The organism is Micromonospora pisi (assembly GCF_003633685.1).
Classification (GTDB): Bacteria; Actinomycetota; Actinomycetes; order Mycobacteriales; family Micromonosporaceae; genus Micromonospora_G; species Micromonospora_G pisi.
Genome location: NZ_RBKT01000001.1, coordinates 565,591 through 590,608 on the forward strand (window position 1 = coordinate 565,591; position 25,018 = coordinate 590,608).

Annotated in this window: 17 protein-coding genes; 6 read left to right on the forward strand and 11 right to left on the reverse strand. The window is 70.7% G+C overall.

Going from position 1 to position 25,018, the window contains the following annotated elements; all coding sequences use genetic code 11:
* Positions 1-122: 122 nt before the first annotated feature.
* From BDK92_RS02370 to BDK92_RS02400, 8 genes are all read right to left on the reverse strand, one after another.
* Positions 123-1,598, reverse strand: a complete 1,476-nt coding sequence (locus tag BDK92_RS02370) for a M28 family peptidase (protein ID WP_121154156.1) — start codon at positions 1,596-1,598, stop codon at positions 123-125.
* Positions 1,599-1,712: 114 nt separating this feature from the next.
* Positions 1,713-2,960 (reverse strand): acyltransferase family protein, encoded by a 1,248-nt coding sequence (locus BDK92_RS02375; protein WP_121154158.1) that lies wholly within the window; start codon positions 2,958-2,960, stop codon positions 1,713-1,715.
* Positions 2,961-3,138: 178 nt separating this feature from the next.
* On the reverse strand, positions 3,139-3,813 hold the full coding sequence (locus tag BDK92_RS02380; protein ID WP_121154160.1) for a formylglycine-generating enzyme family protein: 675 nt from the start codon (positions 3,811-3,813) through the stop codon (positions 3,139-3,141).
* A gap of 73 nt (positions 3,814-3,886) precedes the next feature.
* On the reverse strand, positions 3,887-4,048 hold the full coding sequence (locus tag BDK92_RS38720; protein ID WP_170208456.1) for a hypothetical protein: 162 nt from the start codon (positions 4,046-4,048) through the stop codon (positions 3,887-3,889).
* Complete coding sequence (gene nrfD, locus BDK92_RS02385; protein ID WP_121154162.1) at positions 4,045-5,097, reverse strand: NrfD/PsrC family molybdoenzyme membrane anchor subunit; 1,053 nt, start codon at positions 5,095-5,097, stop codon at positions 4,045-4,047. The genes BDK92_RS38720 and nrfD overlap by 4 nt, the downstream gene beginning before the upstream one ends.
* A complete protein-coding gene (locus tag BDK92_RS02390) occupies positions 5,094-6,083 on the reverse strand; it encodes a 4Fe-4S dicluster domain-containing protein (protein WP_121154164.1) in 990 nt (329 codons plus the stop codon). The genes nrfD and BDK92_RS02390 overlap by 4 nt, the downstream gene beginning before the upstream one ends.
* A gap of 4 nt (positions 6,084-6,087) precedes the next feature.
* Positions 6,088-9,342 carry a formate dehydrogenase gene (gene fdh, locus BDK92_RS02395; RefSeq protein ID WP_121154166.1) on the reverse strand — a complete coding sequence of 1,085 codons (3,255 nt, stop codon included), beginning with the start codon at positions 9,340-9,342 and terminating at the stop codon, positions 6,088-6,090.
* 51 nt (positions 9,343-9,393) lie between these two features.
* Positions 9,394-9,675 (reverse strand): hypothetical protein, encoded by a 282-nt coding sequence (locus BDK92_RS02400; protein ID WP_121161520.1) that lies wholly within the window; start codon positions 9,673-9,675, stop codon positions 9,394-9,396.
* Between the two features lie 85 nt (positions 9,676-9,760).
* Here BDK92_RS02400 and BDK92_RS02405 point away from each other — a divergent pair, with 85 nt between their 5' ends.
* The 3 genes from BDK92_RS02405 (at position 9,761) to BDK92_RS02415 (ending at position 13,641) form a co-directional block, all read left to right on the forward strand.
* Positions 9,761-9,955: a hypothetical protein gene (locus BDK92_RS02405; protein WP_121154168.1), complete on the forward strand. Its 195-nt coding sequence runs from the start codon at positions 9,761-9,763 to the stop codon at positions 9,953-9,955.
* Between the two features lie 91 nt (positions 9,956-10,046).
* Positions 10,047-12,815 (forward strand): alpha-amylase family glycosyl hydrolase, encoded by a 2,769-nt coding sequence (locus BDK92_RS02410; protein WP_121154169.1) that lies wholly within the window; start codon positions 10,047-10,049, stop codon positions 12,813-12,815.
* 124 nt (positions 12,816-12,939) lie between these two features.
* On the forward strand, positions 12,940-13,641 hold the full coding sequence (locus BDK92_RS02415) for a TioE family transcriptional regulator (RefSeq protein ID WP_121154171.1): 702 nt from the start codon (positions 12,940-12,942) through the stop codon (positions 13,639-13,641).
* On the opposite strand, the gene BDK92_RS02420 is transcribed toward BDK92_RS02415, so the two are convergent.
* A complete protein-coding gene (locus BDK92_RS02420) occupies positions 13,629-14,945 on the reverse strand; it encodes a lipopolysaccharide biosynthesis protein (protein WP_147456885.1) in 1,317 nt (438 codons plus the stop codon). The two genes, BDK92_RS02415 and BDK92_RS02420, sit on opposite strands and share 13 nt — an antisense overlap.
* 56 nt (positions 14,946-15,001) lie before the next feature.
* On the opposite strand from BDK92_RS02420, the gene BDK92_RS02425 reads away from it, so the two are divergent.
* Complete coding sequence (locus tag BDK92_RS02425; protein ID WP_121154175.1) at positions 15,002-15,409, forward strand: VOC family protein; 408 nt, start codon at positions 15,002-15,004, stop codon at positions 15,407-15,409.
* A gap of 29 nt (positions 15,410-15,438) precedes the next feature.
* Here BDK92_RS02425 and BDK92_RS02430 read toward each other — a convergent pair whose 3' ends face one another.
* Complete coding sequence (locus BDK92_RS02430) at positions 15,439-16,347, reverse strand: NAD-dependent epimerase/dehydratase family protein (RefSeq protein WP_246016745.1); 909 nt, start codon at positions 16,345-16,347, stop codon at positions 15,439-15,441.
* Between the two features lie 225 nt (positions 16,348-16,572).
* On the opposite strand from BDK92_RS02430, the gene BDK92_RS02435 reads away from it, so the two are divergent.
* Positions 16,573-16,977, forward strand: coding sequence for a macro domain-containing protein (locus BDK92_RS02435; RefSeq protein ID WP_246016747.1), 405 nt, complete (start codon positions 16,573-16,575; stop codon positions 16,975-16,977).
* 88 nt (positions 16,978-17,065) lie between these two features.
* On the opposite strand, the gene BDK92_RS39535 is transcribed toward BDK92_RS02435, so the two are convergent.
* Positions 17,066-23,035: a ThuA domain-containing protein gene (locus tag BDK92_RS39535; RefSeq protein ID WP_121154181.1), complete on the reverse strand. Its 5,970-nt coding sequence runs from the start codon at positions 23,033-23,035 to the stop codon at positions 17,066-17,068.
* Positions 23,036-23,369: 334 nt separating this feature from the next.
* Between BDK92_RS39535 and BDK92_RS02445 the strand changes: the two genes are divergently transcribed.
* Positions 23,370-25,010 (forward strand): IPT/TIG domain-containing protein, encoded by a 1,641-nt coding sequence (locus BDK92_RS02445; RefSeq protein WP_121154183.1) that lies wholly within the window; start codon positions 23,370-23,372, stop codon positions 25,008-25,010.
* Positions 25,011-25,018 lie beyond the last annotated feature (8 nt).

Genomic DNA, 25,018 nt, shown 5'->3' on the forward strand with positions numbered 1-25,018 from the left:
TGGCGTGCCGACCCCGACCTCCCTCGGGAGAAAACAATGCGGCTGCTCAGGCACACGACGCATCCATGACATGTGTGCCTGAGCAGCCGACGATCGGGCAACGCCGACGAAGGAGCGGCGGATCAGGGGTTGCGGGCGGTGGCGTACGCGGCGCAGCCGATCAGTTCCAACGAGACCTGGAGACGTTCGACGCTGACGTTCTTCTCGATGGTGTCCTCGGGGCTGTGGTACGGCGGTTCGAGCAGTGCCGGCGACTCCTCACCGCGCCAGGAGAAGTTGGCGCTGGCGATGCCGACCTCCTGGAACGACTGGTGGTCGCTGGAGCCGCGCAGGGTGACCGGTGAGATGCGCGGGTCGTAGCCGAGCCGGGTGGCGGCGGCGGCCACCTCGTTCGTCGCCCGGTTGGCGAGGCCGTCGAAGGAGAGCAGCCAGTATCGGGTGGCCGGATCCCAACTGGTCGCCACCATGTCGTTCTGGTAGACGGCGACGATCCGGTCCCGTTCGGCCTGCGGCAACTGGGCCACGTGGTACCGGGAGCCGATCAGCCCCTGCTCCTCGGAACCCCAGAGTCCGAACCGGATGGTGGCGTCCGTCGGCAGGGAGCGCAGCACCCGGGCGAGTTCCAGGCAGAGTACGGTGCCGGAGCCGTCGTCGTTGGCGCCCGGGGCTCCGATCACGGTGTCGTAGTGGGCGCTGACCATCACCACCGGGCTGGTGCTGCCGTGCCGGCGCGGAGACCGCTCGGCGAGCACGTTGTGCGAGGTGAGTCCCCGGTGCGCCGAGGTGCTGACGGTCAGGGTGAAGGGGCGGGCGGCGAGACGTTCCCGGAGCCGGTGCTTCTGTGCCTGGGCCACCCCGACCACCGGAATCGGCACCGGTGACGTCGCCGAGCCGGGCAGGGTGGGCGCGAAGGCCGAGGCACGCCTCGGCTCCACCAGATCCGCCGGGAGGAAGACGACGGCCGCGGCACCCTTCGCCACGGCGGTGGCGACGAGCGCCTCCCGCTGGGCGGCGACGTAGTCGACGAGCACCACCTTGCCGGTGACGTCCTCCGGGTAGTCGGCGGGCGTACCGGCCTTGACGTCCACCACCCGGCCGCTGACCCGGGTGTCGAGGGCGGCGTGCGGTGAGGCGCCGACCTGCCAGTTCAGGTCGTTCGGCAGTCCCGGACGGGAACTGAGCTGGGCGAGGAACTTGTCGGCGACCGCGAACGGCTGCAGCGACGTACGGTAACCGAGATCGTCCAGCACGTCGGCCAGGTAGTCGGCTGCGGTGCGTTCCGATGCGGTACCGCCGATTCGTGGGCCGATCCGCTCGGAGAGGACCCGCAGGTGCCCCAGTGCCCGCCAGGCCGAGACCCGGCTCGCCACCAGCCGGTCGCCCGGGTGCAGGGACGGTGGACGGGTGGATCCGGGCCGCTGGTCGGTGACCGCCCAGGCCGGCGAGGCGACGGCCAGCCCGGCGGCACCACCGAGGCCGATGGCCAGTGCCCGGCGGCGGGACAAGAAGGAGCCGGACGAGGTGTGTTCGGAGGGGGTGGTGCCGGTGGGGGCGGCGGCGGCGGAAGAGTCGGAAGATGACGCTGCGCTGGTGTCCATTGAAGACCTCCGGTCAGGCCGGGATCATCCGGCGGCGTAGGTACGGACAGCGACCGCGATCGCATCGACAGCGGTGATCACTCGGGAGAATGTAGCGTCCGACGCGGCCCCGACTCAAGATCGCGGCGGTTCCGAACCGTCGCGGGGAGCGTCCTGGTCGCGCATGCCGAACAGGAACCGGGTCACCCGGGTACGCCGTACCAGCAGGTCGTACGCGGCAACGGTCAGGACGAGCGAGGCGGCGACGATGGCGGCGTACTCGACCAGGATCGGGGCCCGCCAACGGACCACGCCGTACGCGACGGCCACCACGATCGGCTGGTGCAGGACGTAGAGCGGCAGCACGGCGGCGGAGAGGTAGGCGTACAGGCGCCGGACCGGTGCGTCCCGGTCGACGGTGCCGGCGGTACGTCGCGGGCGCCGGTCGAGCAGTCCCAGGATCGCGACCAGCCAGCACCAACCGGTCGCGCCGTAGAGGGCGCGGGCGCCGATCGCGAGCGGGGTGTGGTCGGTGAACGGGTCACCGCTCTCCCCCGCGACCAGGAATCCGGGCAGGCCGACGGCGAACAGCAGCAGGCCGAGTACGGCGGCGAGCGTGGCGTCGCGGCGCATCGCCGTCCGGAACCGCCCGTCGGCGGCGAGTGCGAATCCGAGCAGGAAGAAGAGCAGGTACGCCCAGCGGTGCCAGGCGGCGAAGCCCTCCTCGAGCCCGAGTACGGCGCTGACGGCGGCGACCGCCACGCCGGGCAGCAGCACCAGGCCACGGTGGCGTACCGCCTCGCCGGCCCGGTCGCGTGACCGGCTTCCCCACCGGGCCGGCAGCCAGCCGGCCACCGGCGCCAGGAGCAGCGAGAAGGCGAGCAGCAGTACCACGAACCAGAGGTGACCGGTCTCGAAGTGTTCGCCCTGGAGCACGAACGGGAAGTCGGCGGGCGCGAGACGTACGTCGAAGAAACGCGGCAGGAAACGCAGGTACGACTCGTGGTAGTCGGGGTCGGCGCGTAGGCGCAGCCACTGTGGTACCGGCACGATGGTGAGGGTGGCGAAGAGCAGGGGGATCCCGAGCCGGCGTACGCGTTCCCGGGCGAACCCGGCCGGCCCCCGGCGGCGTAGTGAGTGCCACGAGCCAAGGCCGGCGATGAGGAAGAGCATCGGCATCGCCCAGACCACACCGAGACTCGCGAAGATCATCGTGACGTCGGTGGTCTCGGCGTTCTTGACGTAGAAGTCGTCCCGGCTGTCGAAGACCAGGGCCGAGTGGAAGAAGACGAGCCCGACCACGACCAGGGCACGGATCGCGTCCAGTTCCGGCCGTCGCGCCGGGTGCGCCACCCGGGACGGGTCGATCCGCTCCGCCGTCATACCGCCACCGCCGTTCGAATTCTCCCCGCCACCGCAACGACGGTTATCAGTGTCGGGCCCGGAGCGGGCGGGACACCATGCCCCGGTCGGCCCCTTGCCGGATCACGCAAGGCGCCGGAGGCGGCGGGCCACGCGAGCAGTCATGGGGCGGCGGGCCACCCGAGGGACCGGCAGCCGTTCAGCGTGGAGCGTTGCGGGCGAGGCGGAACCCGAGGTCGTCAACCTGGAAGGTGGGATGGCTGCGGCGCCGGACCGAGGCCCGGCAGCTCCAGTGCTCGTCGAACCAGCCGCCGCCCCGAAGCACCCGGTAGGTGCCGTAGACCTCGGCGTCGTAGATGTCCCAGCACCAGTCCCAGGTGTTGCCGAGCATGTCGTACAGGCCCCAGGGGTTGGGCCGCTTCCCGCCCACGTCGTGGATCCGCTCCTGCGAGTTGCCCCGGTACCAGGCGATGTCGTCGAGCTGCCCGTACCGTGGGCCGGCCGTACCGGCGCGCCACGCGTACTCCCACTCGGCCTCGGTCGGCAGCCGGTACCCGTCGGCGGCGGCGTCCCACTCCGCCTCCTCGCCCTCGACGTCGAGGCGGTACGCGGGGTCCAGCCCGTGCCGGCGGGACAGGGCGTTGCAGAACCGGACCGCCTCCCACCAGGAGACGCCTTCGACCGGCAACCGGTCGCCGTGCGTGGCGCCCGGCCGCTCGCCAGTGACGTCCGCGTACAACGCCTGGGTGACCGGAACGGTGGCGAGCTGGTACGGCGCGAGCTCCACCGGCCAACTACGCTGGGTGCGCCGGTCCGAGAGCGTTACCCACCCCGCCGGGATGGTGAGCAGCTCGAGTCCCGCGCCTGTCTCCATGGGTAGGCGAGCCTACCGGCACCGTTCCCCCGCACCACGCCGATTTCCATTCTCCGGCTGGGGCGCGACTCCGTTACGCCGCCCGGTGGCCCCAGGGGGCGAGCCGCCGTGCCTGGGCGGTGGCCCGGGAGGGAGTGTCGGTGAGGGCGGCGCGGCCCCGGGCGGCTAGGAAGGCCGCCACGCAGGTGGCGGCGACCATCCCGGCGAGCGGCAGGTAGCTGCGTACGGTGTTCATGTCGGGACCACCGCGCGGGTGCCACGTGCGTCGAGCCGTTCCCGCTGCGGCCCGACGGTGTACTTCGGATCTTTCGCCGAGGCGAGGCCGGCGTGGAAGATGCCGAGCCGGGTGCAGAGGGAACCGGCGAGCAGCGCCGCGCCCGCCAGCACGGTCGCCTTCCGGTTCCGGCCGGCCAGGGCCAGGGTCAGTACGGCGGTCGCGGTGAACGCCTTGCCGGCGCGGATCAACGCCCCACCGGTGTCCTGTTGCATCGGTTCGGCGAGTGGACCGAGCCGCTGCTCCAGGCGGCGGGTCATGGCCAGTTCGGTGACCGCGCCGAGCAGGGCGGCCCGACGCGCCGGACCCGCCTCGGCGCACGGGGTGACGAGCAGGCCGAGGCCGCCGGCGGACGCGGCGGCGGAGCCGACGAAGAGCAGCGGCATCTCCCGGTGCCCCTCGTGCCAGGCGGGCACGGCGGTGTTCGAGATCAAAGCCGCGGTGTACGAGGCGATGCCGGGTCCGAGCAGCGCGGCGCCGACCGTGGCGAGCCGGCCGACCATGGTGAAGCGCCCGGTGACCTCGGTGCCGGCCGCCACGATCGCCATCGGGGCGTAACCGGCGAGCAGCCAGGAGCCGATGCTCATCGGCGAGGTCACCTTGACCACCCGGAGCATGTTGATGAACCGTTCCGGCCGACCCAGGTCGTGCACCAGGTTGTAGAGCGATCCGGTGATGGCGGTGGCGGCGCCGGCCTTGAGCGCACGGGCGAGTTTCGGGCGGCCGGTGAACTCCGCCGCCGCCGCGAGGGTGGAGGAGGCGCCGGCCAACCCGCCGAGGAAGAGGTAGCCGCCGATGTCGGGCGCTTCCCAGGTCGGCTGGTTGAGCACCGGTAGCCCGTAGTAGGAGCGGAAGTCGGCCTTCGGCACCATCAGCCGTTCGCCGCGCTGGCGGCGGTTCTTACGCCCGGCCGAGCCGACCACCGCATCCCGCTCCGCCGGCAGGTCCGGTGCGTCGTCCAGCCGTACGTCGGTCAGTGCGCCGCCCGTCGCGGTTCCCGTGCGGCTCATCGGTGCCCTCCCGTCCGGCGTCCGCCGACCGGCATCGCGACCGCGATCAGGCCGATCAGCAGGCCCGCGGCGGCCACCCCGACCCGGCGCCACATGGCGGGCAGGTCGCGGGTGGTGACGACCGGGTCCGGCGGCAGACCGTAGACCTCGGGTTCGTCGAGGAGCAGGAAGAACGCGCCGGCGCCGCCGACCCCGTCGTCGGGGTCGGCGCCGTAGAGTCGGGCGCTGCCGACCCCGGCCGCCTGCAACGCCAGCACCCGCCGCCCCGCCCGCTCCCGTAGCTCCTCGAGTTCGCCGAACTGGATCGAGTCGGTGGGGCAGCTCTTGGCGCACGCCGGTTCCTGGCCCACCGACAACCGGTCGTAGCACATGGTGCACTTCCAGACCCGGCCGTCCGAGGGGCGCTTGTCGATCACACCGAACGGGCAGGCGGGTACGCAGTAACCACAGCCGTTGCAGATGTCCTCCTGCACCACGACCGTGCCGAACTCGGTGCGGAACAGCGAGCCGGTCGGGCAGACGTCCAGGCAGGCCGCGTGGGTGCAGTGCTTGCACACGTCGGAGGACATCAGCCAGCGGAAGTCCATCTCCCGCACGGCACCGACTGCGCCGTCCGGCGGGGCGGACGCCGGCATGCCGAGCGAGACCGGGGTCCGGCCGGCCGCCGCCTGCTTGAGGTCGCCTGGTAGCTCGGTCGGGGCCAGGTAGGTCTCCTGCCGGCCGAGCTGTCGCGGCTGCTCGATGAAGGCGACGTGCCGCCAGGTGTCGGCGCCGAGGCCGACGCTGTTGTCGTACGACATGCCGGTGAAGAGCAGGCCGTCCTCCGGTACGGCGTTCCACTCCTTGCACGCCACCTCGCAGGCCTTGCAGCCGATGCAGACGCTGGTGTCGGTGAAGAAGCCGACCCGTTCGGGGTGGTCCCGGTAGCCGCCGGCGGTTGCCGGGTCGGTTCCCGTACCCGCCGCCTCGCGTAGGTCGAACGTCATGGCCTCACACCTCCGTGCCGGTGCGTTCGGTGATACCGGCCCGGCGCTGGTAGTCCCGGACCATCGCCGGGCGGGACGACCCCCGGGGTCGGCGGCCCGGCCGGATGTCCGCGCTGAACGCCTTGACCTCCTGGATGTGCGAATTCGGATCCAGACTGATCGCGGAGAGTTCGTTCGCTGCGTCGCCCCTGCTGTAGCCGTTCGGTCCCCAGTGGAACGGCAGCCCGATCTGGTGGATCACCCGACCGTCGACCCGCAGCGGGGCCATCCGGGAGGTGACCAGCACCCGGGCCTCGATCGCGTTGCGGGCGGTGACGATGGTGGCCCAGCCGGCGTGTTCCAGCCCCCGCTCGGTCGCCAGCTCCGGCGAGACCTCGCAGAAGAACTCCGGTTGCAGCTCGGCCAGGTACGGGTTGTTCCGGGTCATCGCGCCGGCGGTGAAGTGTTCGGTGAGCCGGTAGGTGGTCACCACGTACGGGAAGATCTCCGCGCCCGGTTCGGAGCCGCTGGGCTGGTACCGGTTCTCGGGGTGCGGGCGCAGCAGCCGGGCCGGGTTGCGCTGCTGACCGTAGAGCGGATTGCGCACCGGCGAGTCCTGCGGCTCGTAGTGCGTCGGCAGCGGCCCGTCCAGTACGCCGGTGGGCACGTAGAGCCAGCCCAGGCCGTCGGCCTGCATGATGAAGGCGTCGGTGCCGCGCAGTGCCGCCACCCCCTCAGCCCCCTCCGGCGGCTGGTAGTCCGGCCGCTTGGTCGGTTCGAAGTCGGGTACGTCGTGCCCGGTCCACCGCCCGGCCTGCTCGTCCCACCAGACCAGCCGTTTCCGTTCGCTCCACGGCTGCCCGTCCGGCCGGGCCGACGCCCGGTTGTAGAGCACCCGCCGGTTGGCCGGCCAGGCCCAGGACCATTCGGCTCCGATCCAGTTCTGCTCCTGGCCGGGCTTGCGCCGGGCCGACTGGTTGATCCCGTCGGCGTAGACGCCGCAGTAGATCCAGACGCCGCAGGTGGTGGAGCCGTCGTCGCGCAGTTCGTTGTAGTTCGACAGCGGCCGGCCGTCGCCGTCCCAGCCGTTGATCTCGGCGAGGACCGCTTCGGCCATCGGCTCGCCGGTCCGCCCCTCGGTGGGATAGTCCCAGGTCAGGTCGAGGATCGGCCGGTCCATCGGATCGGTCGAGCCGGCCAGCTTCGCCCGGATGATTCGACCGAGGTGGTACGTGAACCAGAGTTCGCTGCGCTGGTCGCCGGCCGGTTCCACCGCCTGGTGGTGCCACTGGAGCATCCGGTTGGTGTTGGTGAAGCTGCCGGACTTCTCGGTGTGTGCGGCGGCCGGCATGAAGAAGACCTCGGTGCCGATCTGCTCGGTCGACAGTTCGCCCGACTCGATCTCCGGGCCGTCCTTCCACCAGGTGGCGCTCTCGATCAGGCTGAAGTCCCGGACCACGAGCCAGTCGAGCTTCGCCATGCCGAGCCGTTGCATCCGGGCGTTCGCCGAGCCGACCGCGGGGTTCTCGCCGAGCAGGAAGTAGCCCTTGCAGGTCCCCTTGAGCTGTTCGAGCGTGGTGTCGTAGGCGGAGTGGCTGCCGGTGATCCGGGGCAGGTAGTCGAAGCAGAAGCCGTTCTCCGGCTGGGCTACCGGACCCCACCAGGCCTTGAGCATGCTCGCCATGTACGCGCGCAGGTTCGACCAGAACCCCTTGCGCGCCGCGTCGCCGTCGATGAAGTCGTCGAAGTCGCCCTGGCGGTGGGCGTGCGGCATCGGAATGTAGCCGGGCAGCAGGTTGAACAGGGTCGGGATGTCGGTCGAGCCCTGGATGCTGGCGTGACCCCGCAGCGCCTGGATCCCGCCGCCGGGCCGCCCGATGTTGCCGAGCAGCAGTTGCAGGATGCTCGCCGCCCGGATGAACTGCGACCCGTCGGTGTGCTGGGTCCAGCCCACCGCGTAGACGAACGCGCTGGTCCGTTCGGGCCCGCTCGCCTCGATCAGGTGCCGGCAGACCTGGTCGAACACGTCCTGCGGGATTCCGGTCACCCGCTCGACCATCTCCGGGGTGTAGCGGGAGAAGTGCCGTTTGAGGATCTGGTAGACGCAGCGCGGGTCCCGCAGCGTCGGGTCCTGTCGGGGGTCGCCGTCCAGGGCCGCGGTGCCGGAGCCGAACTTCTCCCCCCGTCCGGCGGGGTTGACCTGCCGGCGGGCGGCGAGCCGACGCTCGTACGCCACGTCGCGGTCACCGGAGGAGGTGGCCACCTGGGTGCCCTCGTACTGCCAGCTCGTCTCGTCGTACTGGTGGACGTCGGCGTCGAAGCCGGAGAAGAGGCCGTCCAGGTCCTCGGTGTCGCGGAACTGCTCGCCGACGATGGTCGAGGCGTTCGTGTACGCGAGCACGTACTCGCGGAAGTCCTTCTCCTCGGTCAGGACCTTGTTGATGATCCCGCCGAGGAAGGCGATGTCCGCTCCGGCCCGGATCGGCACGTGCAGGTCCGCCAGGGCGCTGGTACGGGTGAACCGGGGGTCGACGTGGATCACGGTGGCGCCGCGCGCCTTCGCCTCCATCACCCACTGGAAGCCGACCGGGTGTGCCTCGGCGAAGTTCGACCCCTCGATGATGATGCAGTCGGAGTGCTGGAGGTCCTGCATGAAGGTGGTCGCTCCGCCTCGTCCGAACGAGGTGCCGAGGCCGATCACGGTGGAGCTGTGGCAGACCCGGGCCTGGTTCTCCACCTGCACCACACCGAGCCCGGTGAAGAGCTTCTTGATCAGGTAGTTCTCCTCGTTGTCCAGGGTGGCGCCGCCCAGGCTGGCGATGCCCATGGTGCGGTTCACCTGGAGGCCGTCGTACTCCCACTCCCAGGTGTCCCGCCGGGTCCGGATCACCCGGTCGGCGATCATGTCCATGGCGGTGTCCAGGTCGAGTTCGCGCCACTCCCGCGCGTGCGGAGGGCGGTAGAGGACCTTCTCGAGCCGCCCCGAGTCGGTGGTCAACTGGAGTGTCGCCGCGCCCTTGGGGCAGAGCCGGCCCCGGCTCACCGGCGAGTCCGGGTCGCCCTCGATCTGCACCACCCGCTCGTCGCGGACGTACACGTTCTGGGCGCAGCCGACCGCGCAGTACGGGCAGATCGACTTGACCACGCGGTCGGCGGTGGCGGTCCGGGCTTCCAGGGACGCGCTGTGTGACGACCGTACGGCGGCGGCCCGGCCGAACGGGTCGGCCGCGGTCAGCTGACGCCAGACCGGCCACGATCCGATGGAGATTGGTTGACGCACCGGTACCCGCCTCCTCTTCCGCACTCCGTTGGTCGGTTCGCCGAAGGGGCGCTACCGCGTCGGGTGGTCACGTCTGGCTCTGTCACGCATCCACTCGTGTACCCGCTCGGAGTGGGTCGGATTGGCCTCGCGCGGGTTGACCAGTCGTTGTGATCGGGAGGGGAGCAGGCCCGGTCGCTCCCGCTGCCGACCCGTGACGGTGTCGCCACCGTCGGCGGGGATACCGGTCCCGACGAGGTACGCCTGTCCGGCCGGAACGCCGAGCATCCGGCCGATTTCGGGGTAACCGTGGCCCTGGTCGACCAGGCGCAGGACCTGCTGCTTACTGACCATGCGAACCTCCACTTGCCGACAAGTTTCGCATTTCGCCCCGCTGTCGGTCCTGGAATGCGGAAACCCGGAACGCGGGTGGCGGCCGGTGGATCGGGGCCGCGTACCCGCGCCGTTCTGCAGCACCACCTGCGGCCGGCTGGTACTCAGACTCGGGCAGGTGACGCTCGGCGGCGAGCGTCCCGCAGGCGTCCTGCGCCAGCCCTGCCGGCTGGTCATCCGCGAGTCCACCGGACCGGTCCCGGCCCGCTCGACCAGCACCGGCAGGGACGGCGGCGACTGACGCGCCGGGTGCCGTACGCCTGGCTTCCATCGATGGCTTCCGGCAACCTGTACGGGGCGGAACACCACCACCCGCCCCGGAGGAGCCGAACATGTCGATTCGCCGAAGTACCGCCGCGCTCTTGTCCGTGATGCTGGCCGTGGCCCTGCCCGCCGCCCCGGCCAGCGCCGAGCCGAAGGGATCCGGGCACGACGACGCGAAGGCGCTGCACTCGCTGCGCGCCCCGGTCACGGACGAGAACTTCTACTTCGTCATGGCCGACCGGTTCGCCAACGGCGACCCCGGCAACGACCGCGGTGGTCTCGGCGACGACCCGCTCGTCTCCGGCTTCGACCCGACCCGGACCGGTTTCTACAACGGCGGCGACCTCTTGGGCCTACGCGACCGGATCGACTACATCCGGGAGCTGGGCACCACCTCGATCTGGCTCACCCCCAGCTTCAAGAACAAGGCGGTGCAGCTCGAGGACGGCCCCTCCGCCGGCTACCACGGCTACTGGATCACGGACTTCACCCAGATCGACCCGCACCTGGGCAGCAACGCGGACCTGCGGGCACTGGTCGACGCCGCACACGCCCGGGGCATGAAGGTCTACTTCGACATCATCACCAACCACACCGCCGACGTGATCGGCTACCAGCAGGGCGCCCGGATGGCGTACACCGGGAAGGACGCGGTGCCGTACCGGACCGCCGCCGGGGCGCCGTTCGACGACCGGGACCACGCGGGGCGGAACAGCTTCCCGTCGCTGAGTGCCACCGGGTCGTTCCCGTACACGCCGGTGCTGGACCCGGACGAGCGGAACCTGAAGGTGCCGGCCTGGCTCAACGACGTGACGCTCTACCACAACCGGGGCGACACCACCTTCACCGGCGAGGACTCCTACTACGGCGACTTCTTCGGCCTGGACGATCTCTTCACCGAGGATCCCCGGGTGGTCGACGGCATGATCGACATCTACCAGCGGTGGATCGGCGACTTCGGCATCGACGGCTTCCGGATCGACACCATGAAGCACGTCAACGACGAGTTCTGGCAGCGGTTCGGCCCGGAGGTGCTGCGCTACGCCCACCGCCAGGGCAAGTCCGAGTTCTTCATGTTCGGCGAGGTCTTCGACACCACCCGCGCGTTCACCTCGCAGTTCACCACCCGCGACACCATGCAGGCCGTGCTGGACTTCCCGTTCCAGGAGGCGGCGCGCAACTTCGCCTCACGCGGCCAGCCGGCCAGCCAGCTCGCCTCGTTCTTCGCCGACGACGACTGGTACACCGATCGGGACTCGAACGTCTACCAGCTGCCGACCTTCCTCGGTAACCACGACATGGGTCGGATCGGCGGCTTCGTCGCCGCCGACAACCCGGGCGCCGACGACACCGAACTGGTGGCCCGCGACCGGCTCGCGCACGAGCTGATGTACCTGTCCCGTGGCAACCCGGTCATCTACTACGGGGACGAGCAGGGCTTCACCGGTCCCGGCGGCGACCAGGCCGCCCGGCAGACGATGTTCGCCAGTCAGGTCCCGGCGTACCTCGACGACGACCTGATCGGCACCGACGCCACCCACGGGCAGGACAACTTCGTCCCCACCCACCCGCTCTACCAGTCGATCCGGGCGCTCGCCGGGCTCACCCGGGCACATCCGGCCCTGCGCGACGGGGCCCAGCAGCACCGTTACGCCACCGACGGTCCGGGCATCTACGCCCACTCCCGGCTCGACCGCACCGAGCAGCGCGAGTACGTGGTCGCGACCAACAACAGCGAACAGCCACGGACCGCCGCCATCCCGACCTACCTGGCCGGGCACACCTTCACCAACCTGTACGGCGACGGTCCCGACCGGGTACGCACCGGCGGCGACCGGAAGCTGAGCCTGACCGTGCCGCCGCTGAGCACCGTGGTCTACCAGTCGACCGGACGACTCCCCCGCTCCAAGGCCGCCCCGGCGATCTCGCTCGCGACGTCGGTGCCCGCCGCCGAGACAGCGGGACGGATCCGGGTCGGCGCCGACGTGGCCGGATCGGCGTTCCACGAGGTCACCTTCTACGCCCGGACCGGCAACGGTCGGTGGGAGTCGATCGGCACCGACGACAGCGCGCCGTACCGGGTCTTCCACGACGTGTCCGGGCTGGCTCCGGGCACCCCGGTGCAGTACCGGGCGGTGGTCGGGGACAACAACCGGCACAGCGCGCAGAGCCGGGTCCGTACCGCCGTGGTGCCGGCACCGACCCTGACCATCGCCGCGCCGACCGAGGGAAGCGGCGTACGGGGGCGGGTCGAGGTGCGGGCCACCGCGGACCCGGAGCGGGCGACGCACGTCGTCGAGGTCGAACGGCGCATCGACGGCGGCGCCTGGCGGCGGGTCGGCACCGACGCCTCGTCCCCGGTCTACACCGTCTTCGACGACCTCACCCCGTTGGACCTGCCCGCCGACACGGTCGTCGAGTACCGGGCGATCCTCACCGAGCCGAACGGAACCCGGGTCACCAGCGCCACCCGAAGGGTCCGGGCGGCGGGGCCACCGATCACCACCGCCACCCTGCATTACCTGCGACCCGCCGCCGACTACGGCCAGTGGGGTCTGCACCTCTGGGGTGACGCGGTAGACCCGGCGACCCTGGCCACGATCGGCTGGGACCGGCCGTTGCCGGTGACCCGGACCGAGGGTGGTTGGGCGGAGTACGACATCCCGCTCGTCGACGACACCCGCCCGGTCAACTTCATCATGCACCTGCCCAACGGTGACAGCGTGCCGGCCACCCGGGAGCCGGGCGGCGACCGCTCGTTCCTCCCGATCGATCGTCCCGAGGTCTGGATCGTCCAGGGAGATCCGACCGTCCACTCCAGCCCACCCGCCCGCTGACCGGTCCGCTCTCCGGTGCCGCCGGGGTTGGGCACGTGCCGAACCCCGGCGGTTGCCGCCCATCACACTGTCAACGGTATCGTTGGACCAAGCGTTGAAACTTATCCGGGACATTGGCAGGACAGTGCGGCGAAACCTTCAAGACGCTGGGCGGCTCAGACCGGTTGACCTGGCGCGTGCGCACGGTCTGTCCACGCAGGCGGTCAGGAACTACGAGGCGGCCGGGATCCTTCCGGAGGCCGAGCGCACTCCGCATGGCTACCGCACCTACACGCCGAGGCACGCGCAAGCGCTACGCGCGTTCCTCGCCCTCGTACCCGGACACGGCCACCAGACGGCCACGTTGATCATGCAGGCGATCAACCGGGGCGCGACAGCGGACGCGCTCCGGCTCATCGACGAGAGCCACGCCCAGATTCTCGACGACCGCCGCACCCTCCAGGCCGTCGAAGCCGCGCTTCACGACCTCAGTCCCGTACCGCAGGAACGCGGCGACACGTTCGTGGGCCCGCTGGCGGGAAGGCTGGGCATCCGCCCCGCCACCCTGCGCAAATGGGAACGCGCCGGCTTGGTCCAACCGCGCCGCGACCCGCTCACGGGCTACCGGGTCTACAGCGCCGCCGACGTACGCGACGCCCAACTGGTCCACCAGCTCAGACGCGGCGGCTACCTGCTGGAGCAGATCGCCCCGCTGATCGTCCAGGTCCGCTCCGCCGGAGGTGTGGCACCCCTCGAGTCGATGCTGGGCGACTGGCATGCCCGCCTCTCGGCCCGCAGCCGCGCCATGCTCACCGGTGCCGCCGCACTCGACGCCTACCTCGGCTGACGACCGGACCTCGCCCGGAGTGAGGTAGCCCGCCGGCCGGCGGGCGCGAGTCCCGCGAGGCGGCGCGCGAACAGCAGGATCACGACGAGCGCGGACACCTCGGCCGCCGCGGTCGCGGCGGCCGCGCCGAGCGGGCCGAACCGGGGTACGCCGAGCGTGACGGCGACGGTCAGCAGCGCCGCGAGCACCGCCATGGCCCTCGTCGCCCGCCCGTAATGGCCGTCTCCGATCCAGTTGAACATCAGCGCCCGGCTGACCGCCATGAACGGCAGCGCCAGCATGAACAGCGTCAGCCAACCGGCAGCCTCCCGGTGCGGCAGGGAGAGCATCGTGCCGGTGAGCCAGGGTGCGAGCCAGGCGACGGCCGCCGCCATGGGGACCGCGCAGAGCAGCGCGACCACCACCGAGAAGTGGGCCGGGTGTGCCGAGTACTCGAAGCCCAACCGGCGGCGCGCCCGCGCCACCATGGGCACCTGCAGCGCCGACTGCACGACACCGCCGATGGCCTGGTAGGCGGTGATGAGGGCCCCGAAGCTGCCCATGACCGCCGGTGTCGCGACCAGCGACAGCACCAGCGTGGCGAACCGCGCCACGTACAGGTCGCCGAGGGCGAAGCCGAACAGATGCCGACTGGAGCGGTATCCGGCCAGGGCGCGCCGGAGCGAGAGCTCCCGGAACCGCTCGCGCCGCAGCGAGCCGTCGCCGCCGAGGACGACTTCGCCGACCACGAGCTGCGTCAGCCCGGCGGCGGCGAGTGCGACGGTCAGCGGCGCCCCGAGCAGGACCATGACCAGCGACGCCGCCTTGCTGCCGCACATCAGTACGGCGCTGGCGAGGAACCGCATCCGGCGGCTGAAGTCGGCGGTCTGCAACTGGGCCAGGCCGTTGCCGAGCGCCACCACGCCCGCCGCCGCCAACGCGGTCGCGTCGTACCCCCGGTGGGCGTAGAACGCGCCGACGACCAGCACGCCGAGCAGCAGTCCGGGTACGACCACCAGCGTCCACTGGCTCCGCACGAGCGTACGCTGCTCCTCGGTGCCGTTGAGGTAGAGCAGCGCCGATCCCCCGCTGACGACGATCAGCACGAAGGCCAGCGCCGACGTGACCACCGTGTACGCCGCGATCTCGCCCGTCTGGCCGAACGACGCGCACAGCGCCAGGATCACCGCGCTCAGCAGCCCGTTGGCGACGACCGCACCGGCCGCGATCGCCGAGTTCCTGGCGAGCGCCCGGTAGCCGGGCCCCGGGTCGGTGGGGCGAACGGCGTCAACGTCGTCTGTCGGCTCGCCGGCCGTCGTTCGCACGATCCGTACTTTACGCAGCACCGATCCGGCGACGCGTCGTCGCATAGCCTGGTGCCATGACTGGTGGGCAGGCTCGTTCCGGTGGGCGGGAAGTGGTCGTCCTGGCGGTGGTCCTGGACTGTGCCGATCTGGCCCGCTCGGGGGCGTTCTGGTCCGACGCACTCGGGTACGTCGCCGAGCCGCTCTCGTCCGGGCGTTACCGGCGGTTGCTGCCCCCGGACGGGGAAGGCGTCGAACTGCTGTTGCAGCGGGTTCCCGAACCGAAGACGCAGAAGAACAGGATGCATCTGGACCTGCGCGTGCCCGACCTGGAGGCGGAGGTGGCCAGGATGCTGTCCCTGGGGGCGCGGTGCGTCACGGAGAGCCCCGTCGAGGAAGACGGCTGGGCGTGGCACGTGCTCGCCGATCCCGACGGCAACGAGTTCTGCGTGCTGCGGCCACCGGCAACGGCCACCGCACCTTGACCACACCGTCGACGGCCGCGCGATCGGGGCTAATCGGCCGATGGCGTATCGGCGAAGGTTTCACGAAGTGCCGGGCCGAGTGACCGGCCGGTCGTCGGCTCGATGAACAGTTCGGCGAGCAGCAGGTCGGCGAGGTAGGTGGGGTTGACCCCCGACTCCTTGCCGCCGAGGGACTGCAGCACGCCGCCGCTTCGTAGGGCGGCCCGTACGGCGGCGGCAGGCAGGCGACGGACCCGGCGCGGTCGGCCGACCGCCTCGGCGATGCGCGCGATCATGTCGTGCCAGGTGAGGTTTTCGTCGGCGACCGGAATGTCCTCGGCACGGGCGTGCTCGAGCGCCTCGACCGCGACATCGGCCACGCTGCGGGCCGAGGCCGCGGCAGTCCCGCCGGCGGGGACGACCAGGGGTGAACGAGACCTTGCCCAACGGTCCAGCGGGCCGGCCCAGTTGGGAAGCCGGTCGCCGGCCCGGCCGAAGATGAAGGGCAACTCGAGCACCGCTACCGGTAGATCCGGGCCGGCGGCCGCTCGTCCCTCCCGGGCCTGCTCCACCCTGCATCGGATGTACGTGTGGCGGGCCGCGAGGCGCCACTGCGGATGCAGCCGATCGTGATAGGTGTAGTACGAGCCCATGATGACCCCACGGGTGAGACCTTCGTGGCGGGCGGCGGTGAAGAGGCGGACCACGGGTTCGACGTTGTCCCGGCGGAAAGCCGGATAGATCGGCTTGCGTAGCGGTCGCTGCTCGTCGGTGCGGGTCGCGTACACCACGCCGTCGTGGCCGGCGAGCAATGGTCGCAGTTCGTCGACCGAGGCAGACTCGACATCGAGCAAGTGATCAATGCCCGGACGGGCGGTGCGCGCCAACGTGGTGACCGCATGGCCTCGCTCCCGCAGCACCTCCACGACATGAGCGCCGATCAGACCACTTCCGCCCACGACAAGAATTCTCACGCCGCATCGTCCACTCCGGACCCGGCTGCTTGTCAAGCCACGATCTGGGCACGGCGCGGGTGGCCCAGCCACGGTCAGCGGCGTAGGTGGGCACAAAACAGGGTCGACGGCGGATCGCGCCGATGGGAGCATCACCGCGTGGTACCACTGCGGATCATCAGAGGCGATGCGACCAGTCCTCAGGCCAGGGGACCGAAGATCATCGCCCATGTGTGCAACGACCTCGGTGGGTGGGGCAAGGGCTTCGTACTGGCCGTCTCCCGTCGGTGGCCGGAACCGGAACACGCCTTTCGGCAGTGGCACCGTGAGCGCTCCGGCAACGACTTCGGCCTCGGCGCCACCCAGTTGATTCAGGTCCGGTCCGACACCTGGGTGGCCAACATGGTCGCCCAACGCGGCATCCGCACCGGCAGCGGCGGGCCGCCGATCCGCTACGAGGCCGTCGAGCGCTGCCTGAACGCCGTCGCCGAGCACGCCACGCGGCTGTCCGCCAGCGTCCACATGCCGCGCATCGGGTGCGGCCTGGCTGGTGGCCGCTGGGAGCGGATCGAACCGCTCGTCATCGCCACCTTGTCTGACCGCGACATAGCCACCACCGTCTACGACCAGAACTGACCGACCCGCCGGCACCGGGAAGGCTGTGGCCGCCTACTGCCCCTGGCGGGCTAGCAGACGGCCACAACGGCTCAGCGGTGGTGCCGGATCAGGAGGCGTACGCCTCGAACTCGGAGAGCTGACCGGCCGGCCAGCCCGTGTTGCCGGTGAAGGTCAGTCGCAGGTAGCGCTGCGACGTGCCCTGGAAGGTGATGGTCACGGTGTTGCCGGTGGCCGGGTTGAACGAGTATCCGGCTGAACCGACCACGGTCGCGTAGGTCGACCCGTTGGTGGAGCCGAGCACCGACAGGGTCTGGGTACGGGTCTGCCAGTCGGCCTGCGGCGGCAGCTTGAGTACCAGGCGGGATACCGTCGTCGCGGTGCCGAGGTCGACCGTGAGCGACTGCGGGAACGCGTTGTTCGCGCTCTCCCAGTAACTCGACGCGTTGCCGTCGACCGCGTTGCCCGGCCCGTACGACTGGTTGGTGCTGGTCGCGGTGATCGGCCGGCCCGCCGCCAGGTTGGTGTTGGTGGAGGTGCCGGTGCCCGACAGCGCCACCGTGTGCGGGCTGCCGGGTGCGTTCGAGACCACCGACAGGGTGCCCGTACGGGCCCCGGACGCGGTGGGCGTGAACGTCACGTTGACCGTGCAGGTCGCCCCGGCCGCCAGGCTCGACCCGCAGTTGTGCGACTGCGCGAAGTCCCCGGTCACCGAGACGCCGGTGAGGTTCGCCGCGGCCGTACCGGCGTTGGTCACCGTGACCGCCGACGCCGGGCTGGGTGATCCGACCGTACGGCTGCCGAACGACAGCGAGCCGGGTGAGAGGCTCAGCGCCGGTCCCCCGGTGCCGCTGCCGGCGTACACCTCGAACTCGGCGAGCTGCGCCGCCGGCCAGCCGCTGTTGCCGGTGAAGGTCAACCGCAGGTAGCGGCGGGCCCCGGCCGGCAGGTTGAGGGTGACGGTGTTGGCACTGGCCGGGTTGAAGGTGTAACTGGCCGCGCCGAGCACCGTCGTGTACGTCGTACCGTCGGTGGAACCGAGCACCGAGAGCGTCTGGTTGCGGGTCTCCCAGTTCGCCGGCAGTTTGAGCACCGCCCGGTTGACCGTCGCCGACGTACCGAGGTCGACCGTGAGCGACTGCGGGAACGCGTTGTTCGCGCTCTCCCAGTAACTCGACACGTTGCCGTCGACCGTGTTGCCCGGCCCGTACCCCTGGTTGGTGCTGGTCGCGGTGACCGGCCGGCCCGCCGCCAGGTTGCTCGACGGGGTGACGCCGGTGCCGGCCAACGGCACCGTCAGGACGCTGCCGGTCGCCGGGGTCACCGTCAGCGAGCCACTGCGGGCCCCTGCGGCGGTCGGCCGGAACGTCACGTTGACCGTGCAGGTGGCGCCGGCCGCGAGCGACGAGCCGCAGGTGTTGGTCTGGCTGAAGTCACCGCCGGTGACCACGCCGGTGAGGGCCACCGCGGCGGTGCCGGTGTTGCGGATCGTCACCGCCTGGGCGGCGCTGCTGGTGTTGACGTTCTGCGCGCCGAAGCTGAGGCTGGTCGGCTGGGCCACCAGACCACCGCCGGTGCCGGCGCGCCGCCGTTCGAACTCGGCCGCCCAGTACGCGGTCCGGTCGAGGTAGGCGGTCTCCGCCGACGCCCCGGTGCGCCCGTACGCGCCGGAGAAGGTCTGGTAGTTGAAGCCGGCCGGCGGGGTGCTCCGGGCGGGTTCGAGGGTGGAGCCCTCGTGCCACTCGTTGAACGAGGTGATCGACACCCAGGTCGGCAGTCCGCCGGTTGCCGTACCGAGGGCGTTGTTCCACACCTGGTCGTAGGTGGCGCCGTTGTTGCGGGCCAGGGTGGGGGTGGTGTTGCCGGGCACGGCCCGGTCGTCGATGTAGCCGGGGCCGATCGACGGGGCCCAGATCAGCCCGTTGGCCTTGGCGTACGCGCTGGCGTTCGCCCAGCCCGGCGCGGTCGCGGCGGCGATCGCGTCGTAGGTGTACATGCCGGAGAAGTTGGCGATCTTCGAGGTGTCGGTGGTCTGGGCCAGGATGATGTTGTTCGCGTTGACCTGCGCCAACGCCGACCAGTCTGGGATCAGCAGGCTCTCGAAGACATAGAACGCCGGGCGGTTGCCCTGGTCCGCCGCCCGGTAGAACGCCGGGTGGTTGCCGTACCGGGTGTTGATGTAGTTGATGTCGGCGACCGTCGAGGCGGCGGTGCGCCCGGCGTACGGCTCCAGGTGCCAGGCGATCTTGATGCCCTGCTGGGCCGCCGCGTTCATCACCGTGTTGACCAGGTTGTCCTCGTACGAGCCCTGGCCCCACCAGCTGTAGACGAGCACGTTCGCACCGGACTGCTTCACCCAGTTCATGTGCTGCGTGAGCACCGCCGGATCACCCGAGTCGTACGCGCCCAGGGTCGGGTAGAAGTCCGCGCCGACGTCGTTCGGCGGGGTGCGCCCACCCTGCTGCCAGTGCCGCCAGCCGCCGTTCGGGCCGGTCGGACTGCCGTACCACGGGTAGTAGAACAGGTGCACGTTCGACGAGCCGGTGGGTGTCGGACCACCGGTGGCGGTGACCACGACCGTGGCGGTGCCACGCGCACCACGGGAGTCGGTGACGGTCAGCGTCGCGGTGAAGGTACCGGCGCTGGCGTACGTGTGGGTGGCATTGGCGGTGTTCGCCGTGCCGCCGTCGCCGAAGTCCCAGGCGTAGCTGAGCGGGTTGTCGCCCTCGGCGTCGGTGGCGTTGCCGGTGAAGGTCACCAGCAGTGGTGCGCTGCCCGAGGTCGGTGTCGCCGACGCCGTCACCTGCGGCGGGGTGTTGCCGCCGACGCCCGGTCCGATGAAGTCCACCCAGTTGACGTTGACCAGGGCGGTTCCCGCCGGGGTGCCCGCCGCCGCCTTCGCCACGAAGTAGAGCGCCCCGGTGCTGGTGCTGGCGGCCAACGGCACGGTCAGGTCGGTGTAGGTCTGCCATCCGCCGGTGCCCGGTACGGTCACCGAGCCGAGCAGTGTGCCGGTCGCCGATCCGCTGCGGACCTCCACTGTGCCGCCGGAACTGCCGGAGGCGGCCCGCAACCGCAGCGACTGGATACCGGTGAGGTTGGTCGGCGAGTACGACCACCAGTCGCCGTTCTCGACGAAGGCGATGTTCTGGAAGCCGCCCTGCGGGTCACTGGTGGTTTCCCGCTGCACGCCCGGCGTGCCGCCGGTCGGTGCGCCGGCGACCCGGCCGGTGGTGGTGAAGTACTCCGCCTGCTTGCGCTTCGGCTGCAACTGCACCAGCGACCGGCCGGTCAGCGGCGCCGCGCCGCCGGGTCCGCCGAGGTCGGTGTAGGTCGCCTCGAGTACGGCGAAGATGTTCGCGTCGCCGCCGTGTCCGCTGTCCAACGAGGTCTGGATGCTGCCCGAGCAGCCCGTCTTCTGCTGCAACGGGTGGGCGTGCTCGTCGTGTCCGAGCAGGTACTGCAGCACCACCCGGGAACAGTCGATCGTGCCGCCGTCCGGGTCGGTGACGTTCACCGTGTAGTTGACCTGGGCGCCCCAGTCGAAGAACCCGCCGTTCGGCGGCGGGCTCAGGGTCACCACCGGCGCGGTGTTGCCGACCGTGACCGGTACGTTCGCCACCGCGCTGCGCCCGCCGGGGTCCGTCACCGTCAGCTGGGCGGTGAAGTTGCCGTTGCCGGTGTACGTGTGGCTCGGGTTCGCCTGGGTCGAGGTGCCGCCGTCACCGAAGCGCCACGCGTACGTGATCGGCTGCCCCTCCGGGTCGCGCGAACCGGCGCTGCTGAACTGTACGGTGAGCGGTGCCCGCCCACTGACCGGTTGCCCGGTCGCGGCGGCGATCGGCGCCGGGTCGACGGCCCGGTAGTCGATCCGGTAGACGCCCGAGTCGTCGTTGTTACCGCCGAAGCCACTCCCCCACTCGATCAGGTACAGCGCGCCGTCCGGCCCGAAGTCGAAGTCCATCGGCCGTACCGTCGACATACCGGTGAGCAGCGGGTTGATGTCGACCAACGACCGGCCGTCGGCGCTGACCTGCATCGTGTACATCTTCGACTGGTTCCACTCGCCGAAGATCGCCTTGCCGTCGTAGTAGGCCGGCCACTTGCGGGCCGAGGCGAGGCCCGGGTCGTACCGGTAGACCGGCCCGGCCATCGGGGCGCCGCCACCGCCGAGTTCGGGGAAGAGCGGGTTGGCGTCGTAGTCGTAGTCGACCGTGGCCGGGACCACCGGGGGCAGGTTGGTCAGGCCGGTGTTGTTCGGCGAGTTGTTGACCGGGGCGGCGCAGTTGAACGCCGGGCCGCTCGGTCCGTTCGGGAAGGTGTAGTCCCGGTACGCGACGTTGCGCCCGACGCAGTACGGCCAGCCGTAGTTGCCGGCCTGGCCGACGATGTTCCACTCCACCGTGTTGCCGGGGCCCCGATCGGCGTTCGCCTGCCCAGCGTCCGGTCCGTAGTCGGCCACGTAGAGGGCGTTCGTCTCCGGGTCGACACCGATCCGGAACGGGTTCCGGAAGCCCATCGCGTAGATCTCCGGACGGGTCTGCGCGGTGCCCGGCGCGAAGAGGTTGCCGGCCGGCACGGTGTAGGTGCCGTTCGCCTCGGGACGGATCCGGATCACCTTGCCGCGCAGGTCGTTGGTGTTACCGGAGCTGCGCTGGGCGTCGAAGTCCTGGCGCCCGGCGCGCTCGTCCAACGGCGAGTAACCACCGGACTCGAACGGGTTCGTGTTGTCGCCGGTGGCGAGGTAGAGGTTGCCCGCGCTGTCGAAGGTCATGGTGCCGCCGGAGTGGCAGCAGGTGTTGCGTTGGGTGTCGACCTGTAACAGGATCCGCTCGCTGGCCAGGTCGAGGGTGTCGCCGTTCATGGTGAACCGGGAGAGCAGGTTGCGTGCCGCCCCACCGTTCGGCGAGTAGTACAGATAGACCCAGCGGTTGGTGGCGAAGTTCGGGTCGAGGGTGAGGCCGAGCAGCCCGTCCTCGTTGCCGGTGAAGACGTTCAGCGTGGCGGCGGTGACCGTGGTCTGGGTGTCCGGCTTGATGATCCGCAGCCGGCCGTCGCGTTCCAGGTAGAACACCCGGCCGTCGGGCGCGATGTCCAGCTCCATCGGGTTGTTGGTGGAGCTGTCGAGGGTCACCTTCTCGAAACTGCTGGTCTGCGACGCGCCGCAGTCGGCCGCGACCACCCCGGCCGCCGTCTGGATGCCGCCGAGCAGGTGGGCCCGGAACTGCGCGTCGGCGTACGACTCGTTCGTGTGGCCGCCGCCGGTGTACCAGGACCGGCCCCCGTCGTACGTCTTGCACCAGGCGGTCGGGTGGTCCGCGCCCATCGCGCCGGACCCCGGGGTGTAGGTCGACTCGTCGAGGCTGGCGAGTACGTGTGCCGAGCCGCGCGGATTGGTCCGGAAGTTGTACCACTCGTCGAACCGGCTCCAGCGGGCCGGCAGCGTGGCGGTGGACGGGTGGCCCGGGTCCTCGACCTTGACGGTCGCCTGCTGGTTGGCCGGGTGCGAGGCGAAGTACGCACCGACCAGGTTGCCGTACCAGGACCAGTCGTACTCGGTGTCGGCGGCGGCGTGGATGCCGACGTAGCCGCCACCGGCCCGGATGTAGCGCTCGAACGCCGCCTGCTGGGTCGGGTCGAGTACGTCCCCGGTGGTGGAGAGCCAGATGACGGCCCGGTAGCGGGACAGGTTCGCGTCGGTGAATGCGGTGGCGTCCTCGGTCGCGTCGACGGTGAAGTCGTTCGCGGCACCGAGTTGCTGGATCGCGGTGATGCCGGCCGGGATCGAGTCGTGGCGGAAGCCGGCCGTCTTGGAGAAGACCAGCACCGCGTACGCCGCGGCGGCCTGCGCGTCCTGGGCGGCGGGGGCGTTTCGGCTGTTTCCGGTGCGCTCGGGCGCCTGGGCCGGCGACTTGGCCTGGGCCGCCGGGGCGGCCTGCGACGGCGCTGCGACGGCGGGCGGGGCGACGGCGCCGAGGGCGGTGACCGTGGCGGTCACGGCGGCGGTCAGCCCGGCCAGCGTCCGGACGAGTCTTCGTGGTGTCGGTGGGTGCGGGGAGCGGTGGTGGGACCGGAACATTCGGGGTCTCCTTTCCCGGTGGCGGTACCGGGACAGGCGCCATCGGCTCGGCGAGACCGTGGTGCCATGGCGGTGCCCGCATCGGGTCTTCGACGAGGACCGCGTCCACCCCCCGCTGTGCGGGTGTTGCGGTCATGTTTCGGCGATGTGTTGAGCGATAGATTAGTCCCGATGCCTGAAAGAATCCATCGGAACCTAGAAAAATTTCGACTATTAGATGCCCGCTTCCCGCTACCAGGGAACGCCCATCTGGCGGTAAGTAACTGAGCATCCCGCACTTCGTTACAAAGGTCAGGTTTGGGCAGATTCCTCGATTGCCGAGGGAGACACCAATATGATCTTGAAACGAGGCGAGGACGTGCGTCCCATCTGGCAGACCACCTCCGCCGCAGCGCTGGCCCTCGCGGTAGCGGGGGTGGCAACGGTGGGGACAGCGTCGCCCGCGCTCGCAGCACCCGGCGACGCGAGCGCCACCGCAGTGGTGGTAGACCTCGACGCCGATGTTTCCGGCGACCCGCTGGTCGCCGCGAACGCCACGATCGGCAACGTCACCGCACCGCCCGGCGGTGGCACCGACTCCGACACGGCGCTGGCGATCAGCCTGCCGGGCGCGCTCAATGTGGTCGCCAGCGGCACGGCGAGCGTCAGTGCCACCCGTGACCCGGGCATCTCGTCCGCCTCATCCGAGATCGAGAATTTCTCGCTCAGCATCATGGGAGTCACGGTGCTCACCGCTGACGCGATCGCCGCGCAGGTGACCTGCCCGGCCGTCGGGGCTCAGACCGCCGACACCCAACTGACCGACGCGGAGTTGCTCGGGGCGCCCGTCATCCCGCCGCCATACCCGAACTTCGGTTACGCCGGGATCGTGGTGCCCGGGCTGATACACGCGGTGCTCGACGTCGACCTGGACAAGGTCGAGACCGTGAACGCGAGCGGGGCCACCACCACCGCCATACTCCTCAGGGTCAGGATCTCGGGCGACGTCAGTCCGGACGTGGCGTACTTCGCCAACGTGGGCACGGTTACCCTCGCCCGGGCGAGCTGCGAGCGGGCAGTGGCCGCGCCGGCGCCAACTGCGACGGCGATCGATCCCGACTCCGGACCGCAGTCCGGTGGGCAGCAGGTGACGATCACCGGGACCAACTTCGTTCCGGCGGACACGACGGTAACCTTCGACGGCGTCGCGGCTACCAATGTGGTCATCGCACCCGGCGGTACGTCGTTGACCGCGACCGCTCCGGTCGGGGCGGTCGGCCCAGCGTCGGTGGTGGTCGGTACGACGAGCGGTGCCGCCGCACCGTTGACGTACACATATCTCGCCGATGGCAGTGACGCGACCGTGACGAACCTGGTTCCGCCGTCCGGTCCGACCTCGGGTGGCACCTTGGTCACCCTCACCGGTACGGGTTTCCAGGGCGCTACCGGAGTGACCTTCGACGGGATCCCGGGAACCGGGTTCACACTGAACCCGGCCGCGACCACGATCACCGTGTCGACGCCGCCGAACGGTGCCGGCCCGGCCACGGTCAACCTCGTCTTCCCGGCCGGCACCACGGCCGCACCGAACTTCACCTACCTCCTCGCCGCGCCGCTCATCGCCGCAATCGCCCCGGACCAGGGCCCGACCTCGGGCGGTACGACCGTGACGGTGACCGGCAGCGGGTTCGTACCGGGCCAGACGACCGTCACGATCTGCAATCGAACCGTTTCCGGCGGCGCCGTCGCGGTGAATCCGAACGGGCTGTCGCTGACCTTCATCGCTCCGGCCTGCGCGAAGGGAGACGCCACCGTCACGGTGACCACCCCGGCCGGCACCTCCAACGGCGTCACCTTCCGGTACGTCTACGCCGGGCTGCCGGTCACCGGTGTGCCGGCGGGCACCCTGTTCGCCATCGCGGTGACGTTGATCGGTGCCGGGGCGATCGCGCTGACGTTGATGCGGCGCCGGTCACGGCTCCTCTTCACCGTCTGATCCGTGCT